Annotated in this window: 18 protein-coding genes; 15 read left to right on the forward strand and 3 right to left on the reverse strand. The window is 71.2% G+C overall.

The genetic code is table 11. From position 1 onward, the window contains the following. Positions 1-48: 48 nt before the first annotated feature. The gene (locus ACFQRI_RS20130) at positions 49-1,077 is read left to right on the forward strand and encodes an Rv2578c family radical SAM protein (RefSeq protein ID WP_380670898.1); all 1,029 of its coding nucleotides are present in this window, start codon (positions 49-51) and stop codon (positions 1,075-1,077) included. A gap of 104 nt (positions 1,078-1,181) precedes the next feature. Here ACFQRI_RS20130 and ACFQRI_RS20135 read toward each other — a convergent pair whose 3' ends face one another. The 3 genes from ACFQRI_RS20135 to ACFQRI_RS20145 all read right to left on the reverse strand — a co-directional run bounded on the left by ACFQRI_RS20135 (position 1,182) and on the right by ACFQRI_RS20145 (position 3,317). Further along, entirely contained in the window at positions 1,182-1,604 is a 423-nt protein-coding gene (locus ACFQRI_RS20135; RefSeq protein WP_380670900.1) for an SRPBCC domain-containing protein, read from the reverse strand. Further along, a complete protein-coding gene (locus tag ACFQRI_RS20140; protein ID WP_380670902.1) occupies positions 1,601-1,933 on the reverse strand; it encodes an ArsR/SmtB family transcription factor in 333 nt (110 codons plus the stop codon). Before ACFQRI_RS20140 ends, ACFQRI_RS20135 begins: the two co-directional genes overlap by 4 nt. A gap of 349 nt (positions 1,934-2,282) precedes the next feature. Beyond that, entirely contained in the window at positions 2,283-3,317 is a 1,035-nt protein-coding gene (locus ACFQRI_RS20145) for a hypothetical protein (protein ID WP_380670904.1), read from the reverse strand. A 446-nt stretch (positions 3,318-3,763) separates the two neighbouring features. Here ACFQRI_RS20145 and aspS point away from each other — a divergent pair, with 446 nt between their 5' ends. From aspS to ACFQRI_RS20215, 14 genes are all read left to right on the forward strand, one after another. Continuing rightward, a complete protein-coding gene (gene aspS / locus ACFQRI_RS20150) occupies positions 3,764-5,572 on the forward strand; it encodes an aspartate--tRNA ligase (RefSeq protein WP_380670906.1) in 1,809 nt (602 codons plus the stop codon). A gap of 278 nt (positions 5,573-5,850) precedes the next feature. After that, positions 5,851-7,068: a phosphotransferase family protein gene (locus tag ACFQRI_RS20155; protein WP_380670908.1), complete on the forward strand. Its 1,218-nt coding sequence runs from the start codon at positions 5,851-5,853 to the stop codon at positions 7,066-7,068. A 4-nt stretch (positions 7,069-7,072) separates the two neighbouring features. Next, positions 7,073-7,777, forward strand: a complete 705-nt coding sequence (locus ACFQRI_RS20160) for a GNAT family N-acetyltransferase (RefSeq protein WP_380670910.1) — start codon at positions 7,073-7,075, stop codon at positions 7,775-7,777. A gap of 345 nt (positions 7,778-8,122) precedes the next feature. Continuing rightward, positions 8,123-8,500 (forward strand): hypothetical protein, encoded by a 378-nt coding sequence (locus tag ACFQRI_RS20165; RefSeq protein WP_380670912.1) that lies wholly within the window; start codon positions 8,123-8,125, stop codon positions 8,498-8,500. Positions 8,501-8,555: 55 nt separating this feature from the next. Then, positions 8,556-9,149, forward strand: a complete 594-nt coding sequence (locus tag ACFQRI_RS20170) for a carbonic anhydrase (protein ID WP_380670914.1) — start codon at positions 8,556-8,558, stop codon at positions 9,147-9,149. 93 nt (positions 9,150-9,242) lie between these two features. Further along, complete coding sequence (locus ACFQRI_RS20175) at positions 9,243-10,742, forward strand: SulP family inorganic anion transporter (protein WP_380670916.1); 1,500 nt, start codon at positions 9,243-9,245, stop codon at positions 10,740-10,742. A gap of 184 nt (positions 10,743-10,926) precedes the next feature. Then, on the forward strand, positions 10,927-12,282 hold the full coding sequence (locus ACFQRI_RS20180; protein WP_380670918.1) for a replication-associated recombination protein A: 1,356 nt from the start codon (positions 10,927-10,929) through the stop codon (positions 12,280-12,282). 55 nt (positions 12,283-12,337) lie between these two features. After that, the gene (locus tag ACFQRI_RS20185; RefSeq protein WP_380670920.1) at positions 12,338-13,303 is read left to right on the forward strand and encodes a 2-hydroxyacid dehydrogenase; all 966 of its coding nucleotides are present in this window, start codon (positions 12,338-12,340) and stop codon (positions 13,301-13,303) included. A gap of 192 nt (positions 13,304-13,495) precedes the next feature. Beyond that, positions 13,496-13,903: a DUF948 domain-containing protein gene (locus ACFQRI_RS20190; RefSeq protein WP_380670922.1), complete on the forward strand. Its 408-nt coding sequence runs from the start codon at positions 13,496-13,498 to the stop codon at positions 13,901-13,903. Next, entirely contained in the window at positions 13,900-14,193 is a 294-nt protein-coding gene (locus ACFQRI_RS20195; RefSeq protein ID WP_380670923.1) for a hypothetical protein, read from the forward strand. Before ACFQRI_RS20190 ends, ACFQRI_RS20195 begins: the two co-directional genes overlap by 4 nt. 80 nt (positions 14,194-14,273) lie before the next feature. Continuing rightward, a complete protein-coding gene (gene alaS / locus ACFQRI_RS20200; RefSeq protein ID WP_380670925.1) occupies positions 14,274-16,940 on the forward strand; it encodes an alanine--tRNA ligase in 2,667 nt (888 codons plus the stop codon). Between the two features lie 2 nt (positions 16,941-16,942). Further along, positions 16,943-17,416 (forward strand): Holliday junction resolvase RuvX, encoded by a 474-nt coding sequence (gene ruvX / locus ACFQRI_RS20205; protein ID WP_380670927.1) that lies wholly within the window; start codon positions 16,943-16,945, stop codon positions 17,414-17,416. After that, positions 17,413-18,615: an endolytic transglycosylase MltG gene (gene mltG, locus ACFQRI_RS20210; RefSeq protein ID WP_380670929.1), complete on the forward strand. Its 1,203-nt coding sequence runs from the start codon at positions 17,413-17,415 to the stop codon at positions 18,613-18,615. Before ruvX ends, mltG begins: the two co-directional genes overlap by 4 nt. Next, positions 18,605-19,459, forward strand: coding sequence for a shikimate dehydrogenase (locus ACFQRI_RS20215; RefSeq protein WP_380670931.1), 855 nt, complete (start codon positions 18,605-18,607; stop codon positions 19,457-19,459). The genes mltG and ACFQRI_RS20215 overlap by 11 nt, the downstream gene beginning before the upstream one ends. Positions 19,460-19,477: the final 18 nt, after the last annotated feature.

Here is a 19,477-nt window from a genome sequence, read left to right on the forward strand (position 1 = left end):
TCGAATGGGGGCATGCGTTGGGAAGAGCAGCGGGTCGGGGTTGAGCGGGTGGCGGAGTTGCCGCTCGAACTGCCAGAGCCGGTCGAGCGCGGGGGTGGCCGGGCGGGCTTGAAGCTGCCGGAGCCGGTGCCGATCGAGGCGGGGACCGAGGACGCCTACGCGATCGAGGTGCAGGCGAAGTCGATCATCAACCGGGTTCCCGGCGAGGCCCGGGTGCCGTTCGGCTGGACGGTCAACCCGTACCGGGGCTGCGGGCACGCCTGCCGGTATTGCTTCGCGCGGCGGACGCACACCTACCTCGACCTGGACTCCGGGCACGACTTCGACAGCAAGATCGTGGTGAAGGTCAACGCCGGAACCCTGCTGCGCAAGGAGCTCGCCTCGCCGAAGTGGTCCGGCGACGCGATCGCGATGGGCACCAACACCGATCCCTACCAGCGGGCCGAAGGTCGCTACCGGCTGATGCGCGAGATCATCGGCGCGCTGGGGGAGCGGGCCAACCCGTTCTCCATCCTGACCAAGGGAACCTTGATCCTGCGCGATCTCGACCTGATCACCCGCGCCGCGCGGCAGGCGCCGGTGTCGGTGGCGGTGTCGATCGGGTCGGTCGACGAGCGGTCGTGGCGCGAGGTCGAACCCGGCGCGCCCGCCCCGCTGCGCCGCCTCGACGTGGTGCGCCGGTTCGCCGACGCCGGCATCGGGTGCTCGGTGCTGATGGCGCCGATCCTGCCCGGGCTCGGCGACTCCGAGGAGCAGATCGACCGCACCGTGGCCGCGATCGCCGAGGCCGGGGCCGCGAACATCACCCCGCTGCTGCTGCACCTGCGCAGCGGCGCCCGCGAGTGGTACTTCGAGTGGCTGCGCGCCCGGCGCCCCGACCTGCTCCCGCTGCACCAGCGGCTGTACCGCAACGGGGCCTACGCGCCGAAGTCCTACCAGCGCGAGGTCGTCGCCCTGGTGGAACGCGCCAAGCGCCGGCACGGGCTGGCTCGCCCCGTGTCGGAGAGCTTCCGGCAGCACCACCCCCCGCAGTCGGATGCGGACCGGGACCAGCAGCGCCAGCTCGCCCTGCTCTGAGCGCGGCGTGGCGACATCGGGAAGAGCCGATCAGCCCGCCATCGCCGCCGTCAGGTCCTGACCCGCAGGCGCTCCCGGCCGAGCGGGCTGCCGAGCCCCGACGTTCAGCCGACCTGCTCCACGGCTCGGGTGAGCGCGTCGAGGCAGTGCTGCCAACCGGTTTCGGTCTGGGCTGCCCAGGTGTCGTCGGCGAACGTGTGCGTGAAGATCAACCGGCAGCCCTCGGCGTCGGGTTCCAGTTCGAGCCGCAGCTCGTGGACGCCGGTTTCCTCGTCGTGCTCGGTGAAGGCGAAGGCCTTCGGCGGCACGAGCTCGGTGATCTCGGCGTGCAGCTCGGTGCCCTCCTCGTCGCGGAACAGGATGCGGCCGCCGACGCGCAGATCGATCGCGGCTGCCGTGAACGGGTACCAGCGGTTCAGGTGCTGCGCCTCGGTGATCGCGCGCCACACCTTCTCCGGCGGATGCGCCAGCCGTCGTTCGAAGCGTAGCTGCCACCGGTCTCCGGCTGGGCTCAGGGCGTCGGTCATGGTTTCGTCCCCTCGTCGGGCTGATCCGGCATGGCGTCCAAGTGCCGCTCGAGGTCGTCGAGGCTCCTCGCCCAGAGCTCGCGGTAGGGCGCGAGCCAGGAATCGACCTCCGCCAGCGGTTCCGGCCGCAGGCGGTACCAGCGGCGCTGCGCGTCCTGGCGAACGGCGACCAGCCCGGCGTCGCGGAGCACCTTCAAGTGCTTGGAAACAGCCGGTTGGGAGAGCGCCAGCTGCTCGCCCAGCTCGCCCACGAGGCGTTCGCGGCCGCGCAGCAGGTCGAGGATCTCCCGCCGCCGAGGCTCGGCCAGCACCTCGAACGCAGTTGCCATGTCAGGAATATAACCAGAGCGGCATATAACCGCAACCGGCTGGACAGCGGCACCGAGTGACAGCCGCCGCCCAGGAGGGGGTGCGGACGGTGCAGCCGCGCCGGTGCGGCCGCCCGCGGACCGCGAGGAAGCACGCCGACTCGGCGCGTTGCGAACGTTCGTGCGCAACCCGAACTCGAAAGGAACAATCGTTTTCCGTGCGGCAAGCAGCGGAGTTCGGGAGCGCTCTCTTCTGTTCCGCCGTTGGTAGGAGCGCGAGTTTATTCGAGATTGAACGAAATCGAGCTCGAGCGCCGCCCGAACGGGCCATGAGCATTACTGTTCGTAGGCAACCGTTCGGGCGCGAAGCTCATTCGGGCGGATCGGATTCCGCGTTCTCGGCCTCGGGCTGCCAGCGGACGCCGAACACGCCCATGCCGAAGTCCAGCGCGACCGCGTGCGCGCGGCCGAAGCGGTCCACCGCCAGCTGCTTGGGGGCCTCGGACTCCTGCATCGCCGAGTCGCCCACGTAGCTCTCCGCGCAGGTCGGCGGGTGGGCCGGGTCGAACTGCAGCTCCACGACGTACTGCCGCACCGGCAGCCGGAACAGCCTGCAGAAGCTGTGCTCCTGCTCGTTGGGTCCGGTCGGCGGGTCGATGATCTCGTACTCCAGCAGCAGCGTTTCCCCGCGCGCCAGCGCGCGGTCGAACAGCAGCTCGGCGACCACCAGGTCGCGCGCGTGGTCGGTGAGCACCTGGCCCAGCCGGCAGGACCGGATCGGCCGGATGATCGGCGGCGTGGTCACCGAGGACGCGCCGTCGAACATGATCACCCAGCGGTCCACGTTGTTGGTCTCGGCGCGCACCAGCTTGCGGGTGCGGATCTTGCGCAGGTCGCCGCGCTGGTCGACGTGGACCACGTCGTGGTGCGACAGGCGGGTGAGCTTGGAGTCGTGGTTGGTGTCGATCTTGGTCAGCAGTTCCGCGGCCGACTCGTGCTCGGACCACAGCGCGCTCAGCGGCGGCGCCTCGGAGCTGGCCTGGCGGGTGCGCCCGCGCGGCCGCGGCGGGCCCAGCAGCGCGGATAACGAGCTCTCCGGCACTCCCAGGACCTGTTCGAGCTGCTGCAGCGCCAGCAGCGAGTCGGGGCGCTCGGGGCGGCGCCTGCCGGACTGCCAGTAGCTCAAGGCGGTGATGCTGACCGGGGTGCCCCTTGCGCGCAGCCGGTGCTGGATGCGCTCCAGGCTGAGGCGGCTGGCCCGGATCGCGAACCGCAGCGCGGCTTCGAACGGGCCGGTGCGCAGGAGCTCGGCGAGCTCCGGGGAGACGCCGTTGGAGGGCTGCTGCTGCGGGCCGCGGACGGCCGGGTGGGCGGTCGGTCGGGCCTCGGTTTTCGGGCCGGTCATCGTTACTCCTCGTGTCCGGCGAATTCCGAACTTACGCTAATCAGTGGATCACTGTTGTGCAACGACCGAGTTCCGGTTCCGGTCTCGTACTTTAGGAGTAGACCGGCCTTCTGCCGTTGCCTTTCCGCTCTCCAACACGCATGCGGGTACCGACGGGGGTTCACCGATCCTCGGCGTCGGTGTCGCGATAGCGGTGAATTGCGGATCACTGGCGCGAAAATTGGTTGGCCCAGTCTGGCACTTCGTGCCCTCCCGGGAAAGGGTTCGCGGCACCCGCCCGGCCCGTGGGAGCCTTCCGCCCGGCCCTGCGCGCGGCCGCCCCCGCGTCGCCCGCTAGCCTTGAAGTCTTGCGTCCGCGCTGCTCACGCCCGCGCGGCGGCCGGGCGGCCGGGACGCACCGAAGCAACACCGAGCGCTCGAACAGCGGAAGAAGGAGCTCAGTACCCGTGATGCGCACGCACGAGGCCGGATCGCTCCGCGCCGGTCATGCCGGGCAGACCGTCACCCTCAGCGGGTGGGTGGCGCGCCGTCGCGATCACGGCGGGGTCATCTTCATCGATCTGCGCGACGCTTCGGGCGTCTCCCAGGTCGTGTTCCGCGAAGGCGAGATGGCCGAGCGCGCCCACCGGCTGCGCGCCGAGTTCTGCGTCAAGGTCACCGGCGAGGTCGTCATCCGGCCGGAGGGCAACGAGAACCCGGAGATCCCCACCGGTTCGATCGAGATCACCGCCACCGACCTGGAGGTGCTCTCGGAGGCCGCGCCGCTGCCCTTCCCGCTCGACGAGCACCTGGAGGTCGGCGAGGAGGTCCGCCTTAAGCACCGCTACCTGGACCTGCGCCGCGGCGAGCCCGCGCGGATCATGCGGCTGCGCAGCGAGGTCAACCGGGTGGCCCGCGAGGTCCTGCACGGCCACGAGTTCGTCGAGGTCGAGACCCCGACGATGACTCGCTCGACCCCGGAGGGCGCGCGCGACTTCCTGATCCCGGCGCGGCTGCAGCCGGGCAGCTGGTACGCGCTGCCGCAGTCGCCGCAGCTGTTCAAGCAGCTGCTGATGGTCGGCGGCATGGAGCGCTACTTCCAGATCGCCCGCTGCTACCGCGACGAGGACTTCCGCGCCGACCGGCAGCCGGAGTTCACCCAGCTCGACGTGGAGATGAGCTTCGTCGACCAGGAGGACGTCCTGCAGCTCAGCGAGGAGATCCTCGCCGGGCTGTGGAAGCTGATCGACCACGAGATCCCGCGCCCCATCCCGCGGATGACCTACCACGAGGCGATGGCGCGCTACGGCACCGACAAGCCGGACCTGCGCTTCGGCGTCGAGCTCACCGAGATGACCGAGTACTTCGAGGACACGCCGTTCCGCGTGTTCCAGGCGCCCTACGTGGGCGCGGTGGTCATGCCCGGCGGGGCCGACCAGCCGCGGCGCCAGCTCGACGCCTGGCAGGAGTGGGCCAAGCAGCGCGGCGCCAAGGGGCTGGCCTACGTGCTCGTCGGCGAGGACGGCGACCTGTCCGGCCCGGTGGCCAAGAACCTCTCCGAGACCGAGCGCGAGGGCCTGGCCAAGGCCGTCGGCGCCAATCCCGGCGACTGCGTGTTCTTCGGCGCCGGTCAGCGCTCCGCGGCGCGCTCCCTGCTGGGTGCGGCGCGGCTGGAGATCGGCGAGCTGTGCGGCCTGATCGACCACGACGCCTGGTCGTTCGTGTGGATCGTGGACGCACCGATGTTCGAGCCGGTCGCGGAGATGGAAGCGGGCGACGTCGCGGTTGGCGCCAGCCAGTGGACCGCGGTGCACCACCCGTTCACCTCGCCGAACGCGGACTGGATCGACAACTTCGACGACGATCCGCAGAACGCGCTGGCCTGGGCCTACGACATCGTCTGCAACGGCAACGAGATCGGCGGCGGCTCGATCCGTATTCACCGCTCGGACGTGCAGCAGCGGGTGTTCGAGCTGCTGGGCATCTCCGGGGAGGAGGCGCAGGACAAGTTCGGCTTCCTGCTGGAGGCGTTCAAGTACGGCCCGCCGCCGCACGGCGGCATCGCCTTCGGCTGGGACCGGATCTGCATGCTGCTGGCCGGGGCGGACTCGCTGCGCGACGTCATCGCCTTCCCGAAGAGCGGCGGCGGTTTCGACCCGCTGACCAGCGCGCCTTCGCCGATCACCGCCGAGCAGCGCAAGGAGGCGGGCATCGACGCCAAGCCGGGGGCGAAGAAGGGCGAGTCCGGCGAGAAGAAGGCTGACGAGCAGGGCTGATCGTGAGCGGAGCCGGCCCGGGTCGCGCAGCCGGGCCGGCTCCGGCGCGTCCGGAGCCGTTGATTGGGCAACGACCGGTTGCCCAATCGTCGTCCGGGTGCAACTCGCCCGCAGCCCGGCTCCGTCAACGTCTGTGGGGGCCGCGTGCGCGGTCGCGGGCGGACCCGATCGGGGGACTTCGGGCTTAACACGCTGCGCATATGCCGTTGTCCGGCCGAGTGTCACTTGACCGGTCATGGCCCTTGGAGTTCATGTTGTGGGGGTAGTGTCTGGAGACGATGAGCGTGGAGATCACCACCGGCCCTCCGGAGGTCCGGGTTCCGGCCAGCACCGAGGCGACCGACACGGTCGCCACCGCGGAGGCGGTGCTGAGCAAGCGGACCGGCGCTCCGGTGCGGCTCGCCGACGTGGAAGACCTGGGCGGTAGCGACCGCTCGGTCGTGCTGCGGGTGCGGATCGCCGAATCGCCGTTCGAGCTGCCCCGGACCGTCGTGGTCAAGCACTACGGGGAGTGCCCGCCGGAAGCCCGCTCCGACCCGTTCGCGCACGAGGCGGCCAGCTGCCAGCTGACCACCGCGCTGCCGCCCGAAGCCCGGGTGAGCCCCGAACTCATCGCTCACGACACCAACGAGCGCCTGCTGGTCCTGGAGGACCTCGGTCGCGGTTCGACGCTGGCCGACGTGCTCTTCGGCGAGGACCCGCGGGCCGCCGAGCGCGCCCTGCTGGCCTGGGCCCGCGCGCTGGGCAGGCTGCACAGCACCACGGCGGGCTGCAGCGCCGACTTCGACGCGCTGATGCGCCGCCTGGGCGCGAAGTCCTGGACCGACCCGGTCGGCGACGACATCGGTTCGGCGGTGGCCGAGCTCCCCGAGCTGATCGACCAGCTGCTCGACGTGCGGACCTCCCCGGAGATGGCCGAACGGCTCACCGCGGCGTCCGAGCAGCTCGGCGGCAGCCGCTACCAGGCCTTCAGCCCGTCGGACATCTGCCCGGAGAACAGCCTGGTCACCGGCTCCAGCGGGGTCCGGTTCCTGGACTTCGAGTGGGGATGCGTGCGGGACGTCGCGATGGACGCGGCCTACCTGCAGTACCCGTTCCCCTCGTCGTGGTGCTCCTACGCGCTGCCGGAGAACCTGGCGCAGAGCATGCTGTCGACCTGGCGCTCCGAGATCGCCGAGGTGTTCCCGGAGCTCGACGACGACGAGGTGCTGCTGCCCCGGCTGTTCAACGCCCAGCTGCTGTGGGTGTGGGTGTCGACCTGGTGGTACCTGCCCCGCGAGGGCGAGAACGACCGGCCGATCGACCTGCACATGCCCTCGCCGCGGCGCAGCACCGCGCTGGTCGACCGCTGGCGCCACCTGCGCTCGGACGCGCGCGCCGCCGACATCGCCGAGGTCGCCGAGTTCGCCGATCAGATGATCGACGCGCTGGTGGACCGGTTCGGCGCCGGGGCGCTGCACCTGCAGCCCTATCCCGCGTTCCGCGCGGAGCAGTGACCGGTTGGACCTGGTCTTCGAGATCGAGCGCGCCTCGCTGGCCACCTGGCCGGCCAGCGAGGTCGAACGCCGCGACGGCTGGCTGCTGCGGCACTGCGAACGGCTGCCGCGCCGCCGCTCGAACTCCGCGGTGCCGCTGGATCCCGGTGCGCCGATCGAGACCGCGGAGCGCTTCTACGCCGAACGCGGTGCCGCACCGCGGATCCAGGTCAGCCCGCTGGAGCGGTGCGGGGACCTGGACGCCGCGCTGGCCGATCGCGGCTACCGGATCGACGCTCCGGTGACCTGCATGCGCGCCGAGCGCGCCGCGCTGACCGACGTCGAGGCGCCCGATTTCGACGTGGTCGTCGACGACTCCCCGCACCCGCGCTGGCTGGCGGCGGTGGTCGCGTGCGGCGGCAAGCCGGAACCCGCGCTGGAGCGGATGCCGCTCCCGGTGGGCTTCGCGGTCGCCGCGCGCGGCGGAAACCCGGTCGGCGTCGGCATGTTCGCCGTCTCGGCGGGCTGGTGCGCGGTCTACGGGATGCGCACCAGCCCCGACTGGCGCCGGCGCGGGGTCGCGGCGGCGCTGATCCGCGCGGGGGCGCGCTGGGCGGTGGACGCGCAGCGGATCTTCCTGCAGGTCGAGGACGACAATCCGGTGGCGCGCAGTCGTTACGAGTCGTTGGGATTCCTTCCCTCGCACCGCTATCACTATCGGATCGGGTGAAGCCGAAGTTTCCCGCGCGTTACGAGTTCTCACGTGCTGGACCGAGTTCTCGTTCACGATGAGGTTAGCTCGATCACATTCCTGCGGCCCCGTGCGCCCGCCGATCCTGACTCGCTGCAACAAATGGGGCCCCGTCTACCCAGCTACCGGGTGAATTGTGCTGGTGGAGGGGATCGCATTAGTGTTTGCTCATTCGTCATCGGAGGCGATTCGCCCGTTTCTGCGACTTGCACCCGGGGTGCGGTGATCGGGTATTCTTGGACTCAAGCGTTCCGCTTGTTCCCCCCGCAACCGCCGATGTCGCCGGATCGGGGGATGAGGCTGCTCAATTCTTCGGAGGCACCCGTGCGTGGCAAGGTCTGGCGGATTACGAGGGCGGGGTTGTTCCTGCTCTTCGTGGTCGTGCTGGCCGCCCTCGGTCCCGTCGATGCAGCCGTGGCGAGCCCGAACGTGGGTGTTGCCACCCACGAGCACAAGCCCGACCCCAAGGAGCAGCGGGACAGCGAGAAGCTGCGCGATCGGCTGCCCAAGTCCGCGACGCTCAACCGGCGGCACCAGGCGCGGCACAGCGACGATCGCAGGCCGGTGCCCGCATTCCTGCGGGGCTGGGAGGAATCCCGAGAAGCGCAGCGCACCTGGTTCCCGAATTCCGGGAGCGATACCTACCACGAACATCTTCGGCTCAGACATTCTCCGGCGGCGTTGCAGGTCGTTCGACATTAATTCGGCTCGATCGCCAGTTCGCCGAGCCGACATGACGACCCGGAGAAATTTAACAATGAGCTTCGAGAACTTCGTGCAGCACGCACGTCGTCACCCCAGCACGCTTTCCGCCGAGCAGCGCGAGGAGTTGGCCGCGGGCCAGCAGCCCAGCGCGTTGTTCATCGGATGTTCAGATTCGCGAGTGATTCCGTCCCAGATCACCGGGGCGGAACCGGGCACGCTGTTCGAGCTGCGAACTGCCGGGAACGTCGTCCCGGAATACGCGCCCGACTCGGGTTCCAGCGAAATGGCCACGATCGAGTACGCGGTCCTGCAGCTACGGGTCCCGGAGATCGTGGTGTGCGGGCACTCGCACTGCGGTGCGGTCACCGCGCTGACCATCGCCGGTGACGGCCTCGACGAGCTTCCCGCGCTGCGGAGCTGGCTGGGCACCGACGGGATGACCAGGGCCGAACCCACCGAGGCCGTTCGCGCCGAGAGCAAGCGGCACCTGCGCGCGCAGCTGGACGCGCTGCGCGGCTACCCGTTCATCCGCGACCGGATCGAGGCCGGCGAGCTGCGCCTGCACGGCTGGTTCTACGAGATCGACACCGGCCTCGTCTACGCCTGCCCGGAAGCCGACGACGACCCGGACTTCCTTCCGCTGTAACGCGGCCGAGCGAGTTCGCACGCCGGGCGCCCCGACGGCGGTGCGCCCGGCGCAAGACCCGTTCCGCACGTACCTGTTGCCTTTGGAGGCGTTGTGACTTCCCAACTCGAAGAGAGCTCCGCGCCGCCGACCGGTCGCAAGTCGTCGACCTTCGGCGCGGACCTGGGTGCTTCGCTGGTGGTGTTCCTGGTGGCGGTCCCGCTGTGCGTGGGCATCGCCGCGGCCTCCGGCGTGCCGGTGGAGCTGGGCATCCTCACCGGCATCATCGGCGGCCTGGTGGTCGGGCTGATGCCCGGCAGCTCCATCCAGGTCTCCGGCCCCGCGGCCGGGCTGACCGTGCTGGTGGCCTCCGCGGTGCACGCGCACGGGCTGGCCATGCTGGGCGTGATCGTGCTCGGCGCCGGTGTGCTGCAGATCCTGCTCGGGCTGGCCAAGCTGGGCACCTGGTTCCGGGCGATCTCGCCCGCGGTGGTGCAGGGCATGCTCGCCGGCATCGGGCTGGTGATCATCCTCGGCCAGATCTACCCGGTCGGCGGCCTCGAACAGCCGGACACCACCGCGGCGAAGTTCACGGGGCTCGGTGAGCTGGCGACCTCGCTGGTCACCACCCCGGCCGGGCAGAGCGGTCTGGCGCTGGCCGCGGTCGCCCTGCTGATCATGGTCGGCTGGAAGAAGTTCGTCCCCGCGCCGGTGAACCTGGTGCCCGGCGCGCTGATCGCGGTCGTGGTCACCAGCGCCGCGGCCTTCGCGTTCGACCTGCCGGTCGAGAAGGTCGAGGTCGGCTCCCTGCTGGGGGCCATCAACATCCCGACCGTCGCCGCCTTCGGCGAGATCAACCTGGCGGTGATCGGCTCGATGATCACCTTCGCGCTGATCGCCTCCGCGGAGAGCCTGTTCAGCGCCGCGGCCGTCGACCGGATGCACGACAGCCCGAAGACGCAGTTCAACAAGGAGCTCGTCGCCCAGGGCGCGGGCAACTCGATCTGCGGTGTCTTCGGCGCCCTGCCGATGACCGCGGTCATCGTGCGCAGCGCGACCAACGTGCAGGCCGGGGCCAAGACGAAGGCCTCCCGCGTGCTGCACGGCGTGTGGCTGCTGCTGTTCGTGGTCGCCCTGCCCGGCGTGCTCGGGTTCATCCCGCTGGCCGTGCTGGCCGCGCTGCTGCTGCAGGCGGGCTGGAAGCTGCTGGAGCTCAAGTCGTTGGTCCAGCTGGCCAGGGAGAACCGCTCGGAGGCCGCGATCGTGGCCTTCACCGCGGTGATGATCCTGGGCACCGACCTGCTCGTCGGCACCCTGGCGGGCCTGGCCGTCGCGGTGGTCAAGACCGCCGTCGAGGTCTCCCGCCTGCACGTGCGCGCCGAGCACGCCGACGAGCACGTCCACGTGGAGCTGGGCGGCAACGCCACCTTCCTGCGGCTCCCGCGGTTGCTGGAGCACCTGGAGAACCTGCCCAGCAACAAGCACGTCCACCTCGACCTGAGCACGGTCCGCCACCTGGACCGGGCCTGCCACCAGGCGGTCGAGAACTGGATCGCCGAGCACCGCAAGAACAACGGCACCGTCGAGGTGGCCATGCCCGCCAAGGCGGGCTGACACCACCTGCGAGATCGCCCCGACCGAGCCCCGGCTTCTCCGCGGAGCCGGGGCTCGTCGCGCGCGACCCCACCCCGCCACGGTCAAGAACCCTCGAATTCGCCTGGTCGAAAACGAGGGAATTCGGCGGTCGGGGCGGGAGCGGGTGGGTGGGGGTGTCCGGGGCGGGCGGTAGCGTCGTGGTGTGAGCGATGGGTTGTTCGACGAGGGGTTGTTCGGCGCCGAGACCGAGCAGCGGGCCGGGGAGAAGCTGGCCGAGAACGCGCCGCTGGCGGTTCGGATGCGACCGCGCTCGTTGGACGAGGTCGTCGGGCAGCAGCACCTGCTCGCCGCGGGCGCGCCGCTGCGGCGGCTGGTCGAGGGCGCGGCGCCGGCTTCGGTGCTGCTCTACGGGCCGCCGGGGACCGGCAAGACGACGTTGGCCAACCTGGTCTCGCAGGCCACCGGGCGCCGGTTCGCCGCGCTGTCCGCGCTGTCCTCCGGCGTCAAGGAGGTGCGCGGGGTCATCGACGAGGCGCGCAAGCGGCTCGGCCGCAGCGGCGAGGCCACCGTGCTGTTCATCGACGAGGTGCACCGGTTCTCCAAGACCCAGCAGGACGCGCTGCTGGGCGCGGTCGAGGACCGCACCGTGCTGCTGGTGGCCGCGACCACGGAGAACCCGTACTTCTCGGTGGTGGCCCCGCTGCTGTCCCGCTCGCTGGTGCTGCAGCTGCGCAGCCTCGACGACGACGACATCCGCGGGCTGCTGCGCCGGGCGATCGACGAGGAGCGCGGCCTGGGCGGCGCGGTGCGCCTGTCGGAGGACGCCGAGGACCACCTCGTCGCGCTGGCCGAGGGCGATGCCCGCCGCGCGCTGACCGCGCTGGAGGCCGCCGCCGAGTCGGCCGCCTCGACCGGCGGCGAGGTCATCGAGCTGGCCACCGTCGAGGCCACCGTGGACCGCGCGGCCGTGCTCTACGACAAGGGCGGCGACCAGCACTACGACGTGGCCAGCGCGTTCATCAAGTCCATCCGCGGCTCCGACGTCGACGCCGCGCTGCACTACCTGGCGCGGATGGTCGAGGCCGGGGAGGACCCGCGGTTCATCGCCCGCCGCCTGGTCGTGCACGCCAGCGAGGACGTCGGCATGGCCGATCCCACCGCGCTGCAGGCGGCGGTGGCCGCCGCGAACGCCGTGCAGCTCATCGGCATGCCCGAGGGGCGTCTCGCGCTGGCCCAGGCGACCATCCACCTGGCCACCGCGCCGAAGTCCAACGCGGTCAACACCGCCATCGACGCGGCGATGGGCGACGTGCGGGCCGGTCGGGGCGGGCCCGTGCCGCCGCACCTGCGCGACGGGCACTACTCGGGTGCGCAGAAGCTCGGCAACGCCAAGGGCTACCTGTACCCGCACGACCGCCCGGAGGGCGTGCTGACCCAGCAGTACCCGCCGGACTCGCTGGTCGGGCGGGACTACTACGAGCCGACTCCCCGGGGCGCCGAGCGCGCCCTGCACGAGCGCGTCCCGAAGCTGCGCAACATCACGCGCGGCGAGGACTGATCGCCCCGTTCGGGGCGGTAGGTTGCGCCGAGTTCATTCGAGATCGGAGGTTGTCGTGGGCAAGCGGGTTGTGGTCACCAGGGCCGTGCCGGAGGCCGCTGTCGCGGTGCTGCGCGAGGTGGCCGAGGTCGAGGTGCGCACCCAGGACCGGCCGCTGACCCGCGAGGAGCTGCACGAGGCGGTGCGCGGCGCGCACGGCGTGGTGGCGATGCTGCACGACCGGATCGACGCGGAGTTGGTCGACGCCGCGGGCCCGCAGCTGGAAGTGGTGGCCAACGTGGCCGTCGGCTACGACAACGTCGACGTGCCCGCGGTGACCTCGCGGGGCGTCACCGTCACCAACACGCCAGGGGTGCTCACCGAGGCCACCGCCGACCTGGCCTTCGGGCTGCTGCTGGTGGTCACACGCAGGCTCGGCGAGGGCGAGCGGCTGCTGCGCTCCCGCACGCCGTGGAACTTCCACCTCGGGTTCATGCTGGGCACCGGCCTGCAGGGCAAGACGCTGGGGATCATCGGCCTGGGCGGCATCGGTCGCGCGCTGGCCCGGCGCGCGCGGGCCTTCGGCATGCGCATCGCCTACTCCGGGCGCCGCCAGGCCCCGGCCGAGGTGGAGGCCGAGCTCGACGCGCAGTTCCTGTCCCAGGAGGAGCTGCTGCGCACCGCCGACGTCGTGTCGCTGCACTGCCCGCTGACCGAGCGGACCCGCCACCTCATCGACGAGGACGCGCTGCGCTCGATGAAGTCCACCGCGGTGCTGGTCAACACCAGCCGCGGCCCGGTCGTCGACGAGAGGGCGCTGGCCGCGGCGCTGCGCGAGGGCGTGATCGCGGGCGCGGCGCTGGACGTCTTCGAGAACGAGCCCGAGGTCGAGCCGGCGCTGCTGGAGCTGGACAACGTCGCGATGGCCCCGCACCTTGGGTCGGCGACCACCGAGACCCGCACCGCGATGGCCGAGCTGGCCGCGCGCAACGTCGCCGCCGTGCTCGGCGGTCACCCGGCGCTCACCGCGGTCGAGAAGTGATCTTGAGCTTCACCTGATCGATACCTCCTGGAAGGCGGGTTCCACCCGCGGTGACCAGGAGCACGACGTCGCCGTTCGCCCTCCGGACCGGGTGCGTGCCGCCGTGCCCCGCACGGGTAACCTGGCGCTCGATCAACAGGCGAGCGAGCGGCTCGGCCTGAACGGAAATGACGTGGACATTCGGGAGGGCACGTGACGCCCACGCAGATCGCCGCGCTGATCATCGCCGGAGCGTTCGTGCTGCTGGTCGTGCTGCTGGCGGTCCCGTTGATCAAGCTCGGCCGGACGCTGGACGAGACGACCAACGCGATCCGCAAGGCGCAGGAGAACACCGACCCGATCTTCACCGGCGCGAACTCCACGATCACGCACGTCAACACCCAGCTGGAGCGCGTCGACGGCATCACCGCCAACGCCAAGACCATCAGCGGCAACGTCTCGGCGTTGTCCTCGCTGTTCACAGCTACACTGGGTGGCCCGCTGGTGAAGACCGCAGCGTTTTCCTACGGGGTGAGCAAGGCGCTCAAGGCCCGACGCAAGCGGAAGCAGGAGCCCAAGGGGCGGCACTTCCGCCGCAAGAACAAAGGGGTGCGCCAGTGAAGCGCATGTTCTGGTTCGGCGCCGGGGTCGCGGCAGGGGTAGCGTTGACCCGCAAGGTCAACGAGACCACGAAGAAGGCGACCCCGACCGGCATGGCAGAGCAGGTCGGCGGAGCGGTCCGGGAGCTGGCCGGCGCCGTCGGTTCGTTCGGCGCCGAGGTGCGCGCCGGAATGCAGGAGCGGGAAGGCGAACTGCAGGACGTGGTCCGCAACCCGGACGCGGTGCAGGTCCGCCGGTTCGACGCGGAGGCCGACTCCGAAGCACGGCGAGCTCGCCGGGCGGGCCGCTGACGCGGGCGCTCCACGCGCCCTCCGGCAGGTCCGCCGCCGTGCCGTCCGACCGCTGACAACGCAATTCCCAAGGACTCCCAGTGCAGACCCACGAGATCATCCGCCGGTTCACCGAGCACTTCCGCGGCCGCGGTCACACCGTCGTGCCCAGCGCCTCGCTGATCCTCGACGACCCGACCCTGCTGTTCGTCAACGCGGGCATGGTCCAGTTCAAGCCCTACTTCCTCGGCGAGGCCCCGGCCCCGTACCCGCGCGCGACCAGCATCCAGAAGTGCGTGCGCACCGGGGACATCGACGAGGTCGGCAAGACCACCCGGCACAACACCTTCTTCCAGATGGCCGGCAACTTCTCCTTCGGCGACTACTTCAAAGAAGGCGCCATGGCCAACGCCTGGGAGCTGCTGACCAACTCCCAGGACGACGGCGGCTTCGGCTTCGACCCGGACCGGCTGTGGGTCACCGTCTTCGAGAAGGACGAAGAGGCCGCGGCGCTGTGGCAGAAGGTCACCGGGATCCCCGCCGAGCGGATCCAGACCCGCGGGCCGGAGGACAACTACTGGGACATGGGCGTGCCTGGCCCCGGCGGTCCCTGCTCGGAGATCTACTACGACCGCGGCCCGGCCTACGGCGCCGAGGGCGGCCCGGTCGTCGACGAGGACCGCTACATCGAGATCTGGAACCTGGTGTTCATGCAGGACATCAGGGGCGAGCTGGCGCCCAAGGAGGGCCACCCGCCGATCGGTGAGCTGCCCACCAAGAACATCGACACCGGCATGGGCGTCGAGCGCGTGGCCTGCCTGCTGCAGGGCGTGGAGAACGTCTACGAGACCGACCTGGTCCGCCCGGTGATCGCCAAGGCCGAGGAGCTCTCCGGCCGTCGCTACGGCGACAACGAGGAAGACGACGTGCGCTTCCGCGTCATCGCCGACCACGCCCGCTCCGGCGTGCTGCTCGTCGGCGACGGCGTGACCCCGGGCAACGAGGCGCGCGGCTACGTGCTGCGCCGCCTGCTGCGCCGCATCGTGCGCTCGGTGCGCCTGCTGGGCGTGCAGCAGCCGGTGCTGGCCGAGTTCGCCCGCGTGGTGCGCGACGCGATGGCGCCGACCTACCCGGAGCTGGTCGGCGAGTTCGACCGCATCGAGTCGGTCATGCGCAACGAGGAGGAGGCCTTCCTCGCCACGCTGACCGCCGGTTCGAAGATCTTCGACGTCGCGGTGGCCGAGACCAAGAAGACCGGTGGCGAGACGCTGGCCGGGGACAAGGCCTTCCAGCTGCACGACACCTACGGCTTCCCGATCGACCTGACCCTCGAGATGGCCGCCGAGCAGGGGCTGTCGGTCGACGAGCAGGGCTTCCGGGACCTGATGTCCGAGCAGCGCCGCCGGGCCAAGGAGGACGCCAAGTCCCGCAAGACCGGGCACGGCGACCTGTCGACCTACCGCACGCTGCTCGACCAGCACGGCACCACCGAGTTCATCGGCTACACCGACCTGCAGTCGCACAGCCGGGTGCTGGGCCTGCTGGTCGGCGGCCAGCCCGCGACCCGCGCCGCGGCCGGGACCGAGGTCGAGCTGGTGCTCGACCGCACCCCGTTCTACGCCGAGGGCGGTGGACAGATCGCCGACACCGGCAAGCTGGTCGGCCCCGGCGTGTCGGTCGAGGTCAACGACGTGCAGCGCGCGGTTCCGGGCCTGTTCGTGCACAAGGGCAAGGTCCTGGAGGGCGAGCTGGGCGTGGACACCACGCTGGAGACCGCCGTGGACCGCAACCGCCGCGAGTCCATCGAGCGCTCGCACTCCGCGACGCACCTCGTGCACGCCGCGGTGCGCAGCGCCTACGGCAAGCGCGCCGCGCAGGCGGGCTCGCTGAACTCGCCGGGCCGGATGCGCTTCGACTTCACCGCTCCCTCGGCCGTGGACGCCGACGTGCTCGCCGGGGTCGAGGAGGAGGTCAACGACTACCTGCAGACCGACGTCGAGGTCGACGCCTACACCACCACGATGGACCGGGCCATGGAGCTCGGCGCGATGGCGCTGTTCGGCGAGAAGTACGGCGACCAGGTCCGGGTGGTCGACATGGGCGACTACTCCCGCGAGCTGTGCGGCGGCACGCACGTGCCGCGCATCGGCAAGCTCGGCGTGGTCAAGCTGGTCTCGGACTCCTCGGTGGGCACCGGCGTGCACCGCGTCGAGGCGCTGGTGGGCATGGACGCCATGCGGCACATCAGCAAGGAGCACATGCTGGTCAACCAGCTCGCCGAGCAGTTCAAGGTGCCCGCCGACGACCTGCCCGACCGCATCCAGGGCGTGGTCGCCCGGCTGCGCAACGCCGAGAAGGAGCTGGCCCAGCTGCGCACCGCGCAGGTGCTCAACTCCGCGGGCGAGCTGGCCGACAAGGCCACCGACGTGCACGGCGTGACCGTGGTCGCCGAGCAGGTCCCGGACGGGGTCGACGGCGGCTCGCTGCGCGCCCTGGCCGGCGAGGTGCGCGGCCGCCTGGGCTCGCGCCCGGCGGTGGTCGCGCTGTTCTCGGCCGACGAGGGCAAGGTCAGCTTCGTGGTGGGCACCAACGAGGCCGCCCGCGACTCCGGCCTCGCGGCGGGCAAGCTGGTGCCGTCCTTCGCCGAGCAGGTCGGCGGCCGCGGGGGCGGCAAGCCGGACATGGCCCAGGGCGGCGGCTCGAACCCGGCGGGCATCACCGCAGCGGTCGGCGCGCTGCGCAAGGGCGTCGAGCAGGCGGTGGCCTGAGCGTGACCGAGCACCGGCAGGCGGATCCGGGGCCCGGACGTCGCATCGGGGTCGACGTCGGTCAGGTCCGGGTCGGCGTCGCGCTCAGCGACCCCGCGCCGATGCTGGCCACGCCGCTGGAGACGCTGCCGCGCGACGTGGAGGGCGGCCGCGACGTCAAGCAGCTCGCCGCCCTCGTCGCGGAGCACGACGTGGTGGAGGTCGTGATCGGCCTGCCCAAGACGCTGGGCGGCCGGCACGGCTCCTCCGCCGAGATCGCGCAAGGTTATGGGGATGCCCTTGCCGAACTGATCGCACCGGTGCCGGTGCGGTTCCACGACGAGCGGCTGACCACCGTGACGGCCGCCAGGAAGCTGTCCAAGCGCGGTGTCAAGGGGAAGAAGCAGCGCGCGGTGGTCGACCAGGCGGCAGCCGTGGAGATCCTGCAGGCATATTTGGACGGGCGGGGGCAGACGACACGAGAGGAACTCCCGTGACCGACGACCTCGGACTGTTCGCGGACGAACCGGGCGAGCACCGACGACGCCGCCCGGACCCCGAGCGCTTCCGCCGCCGCAAGCGGCGTCGCTGGGTGACCGCGCTGGCAGGCCTGTTCGTGCTGCTGCTGGTCGGCGGCGGCGTGGGCTACGGAGCGATGCAGATCATGCAGATCGGCTCCTACGACGACTACGAGGGCGCGGGCACCGGCACCGCGGTCATCGAGGTCAAGGCGGGGGAGACGGTCAGCGAGATCGGCTCCTCGATGAGCGAGAAGGACGTGGTGGCCAGCACCAGCGCCTTCATCGCCGCCGCGGCGGAGAACAAGCAGATCAACAGCATCCAGCCCGGCTACTACATGATGCGCAAGCAGATGTCCGGCAAGGCCGCGGTCGAGCGCATCCTCTCGGCGGACGCCAAGGTCGGCCGGGTCGAGGTCCGCGGCGGCATGCGGCTGGACGACCAGCTGGCTCCCGACGGCAAGAAGACCCCGGGCATCCTGACCATGCTGGCCGATGCCACCTGCACCAAGAACAAGAACGACTGCACGACCTCCGAGCAGATGCACGAGGCGGCGGCCACGGCCGACCTCGCCTCGCTGGGCGTGCCGGAGTGGGCGGTCGAACCGGCCTCGCAGGCCGACCCGAAGCGCAGGCTGGAAGGCCTGATCATGCCGGGCATCTACGACGTCAAGCCGGGTGCTGCGGCCGAGGACGTGCTGCGCGAGGTGCTGACCCGCTCCGCCGCGCAGATGCAGGCCGCGGGCCTGCCGCAGGCGGCGGAGGGCACCGAGCACTCGCCCTACGAGATGCTGGTCATCGGGTCGATCGTGCAGAGCGAGGGCATCACCAAGGACTTCCCGAAGGTGGCCCGGGTGATCGAGAACCGGCTCGCGCCGCCGCAGATGCGGCTGGGCATGGACTCCACGATCAACTACCCGCTGGACAAGCCCGCGCTGCTGACCGCCCCGGAGGACCGCGAGCGCCCCGGTCCGTACAACACCTACCTGAACTACGGGCTGCCGCCGACGCCGATCTCCACGGTCAGCAAGGAGGCGCTGCAGGCCGCCGAGCGTCCGGCCGAGGGCGACTGGAAGTACTTCGTGAAGTGCCAGAAGGACGGGACGTCCTGCTTCGGCAAGACGCAGGCCGAGCACGACGCGTTCATCAAGCAGGCGCAGGAGAACGGTGCGTACTGAGGCGAGCAAGGCGGCGGTGCTCGGCAAGCCGGTCGAGCACTCGCTGTCGCCGGTGCTGCACGGCGCGGCCTTCGCCGCGCTGGGCCTGACCGGTTGGACCTACGAGCGGGTCGAGGCCGACGCGGAGGAACTGGTGACCTTCGCGTCCGGTCTCGGCCCGGAGTGGGTCGGGCTGTCGGTGACCATGCCGGGCAAGCGCGCCGCGCTGCGCTTCGCCGACGAGGTCAGCACCCGCGCGGAGGCCGTGGGCGCGGCCAACACGCTGGTGCACCGGCCCGGCGGTTCCTGGTTCGCCGACTGCACCGACGTCTCCGGCGTGACCGGGGCGCTGCGCGGCGCGGGTGGTTTCAGCGGTGGCAGCAGCGGGCTGGTCCTGGGCGCGGGCGGTACCGCCGCCGCGTCCCTGGCCGCCTTCGCGGAGCTCGGCCTCACCGAGGTCGCGCTGGCGGTGCGCGAGCCCGCGCGCGCGACCGAGGCGGTGCGCACCGCCGAGCGGGTGGGCCTGCGGGTGCGGGTGGACCGGCTCGACGCGATCGCGCTCGCCGACGCGGTGGCCAGCCACGACGTGGTCGTCTCCACGCTGCCCGCGGGTGCGCTGGACGAGCGGGCCGGCGAGCTGGCCAAGGCCCGCTGCCTGCTGGACGTCGTCTACCACCCGTGGCCCACGCCGCTGGCCGAGGCGGTGGCCGCCGAGGGCGGCCGGCTGGCCACCGGCCTCGACATGCTCCTGCACCAGGCCTTCGGGCAGGTCGAGCACTTCACCGGTCGACCTGCCCCCCGCGAGGCCATGCGCGACGCCCTCGCCGAAGCCACCGGCCACCCGCTGGCGGGCGCTCTCGGCTGAAACCGCGCTTGCGCTGGC

The sequence above is a fragment of the Saccharopolyspora griseoalba genome, assembly GCF_042665275.1.
Taxonomy (GTDB): Bacteria; Actinomycetota; Actinomycetes; order Mycobacteriales; family Pseudonocardiaceae; genus Saccharopolyspora; species Saccharopolyspora griseoalba.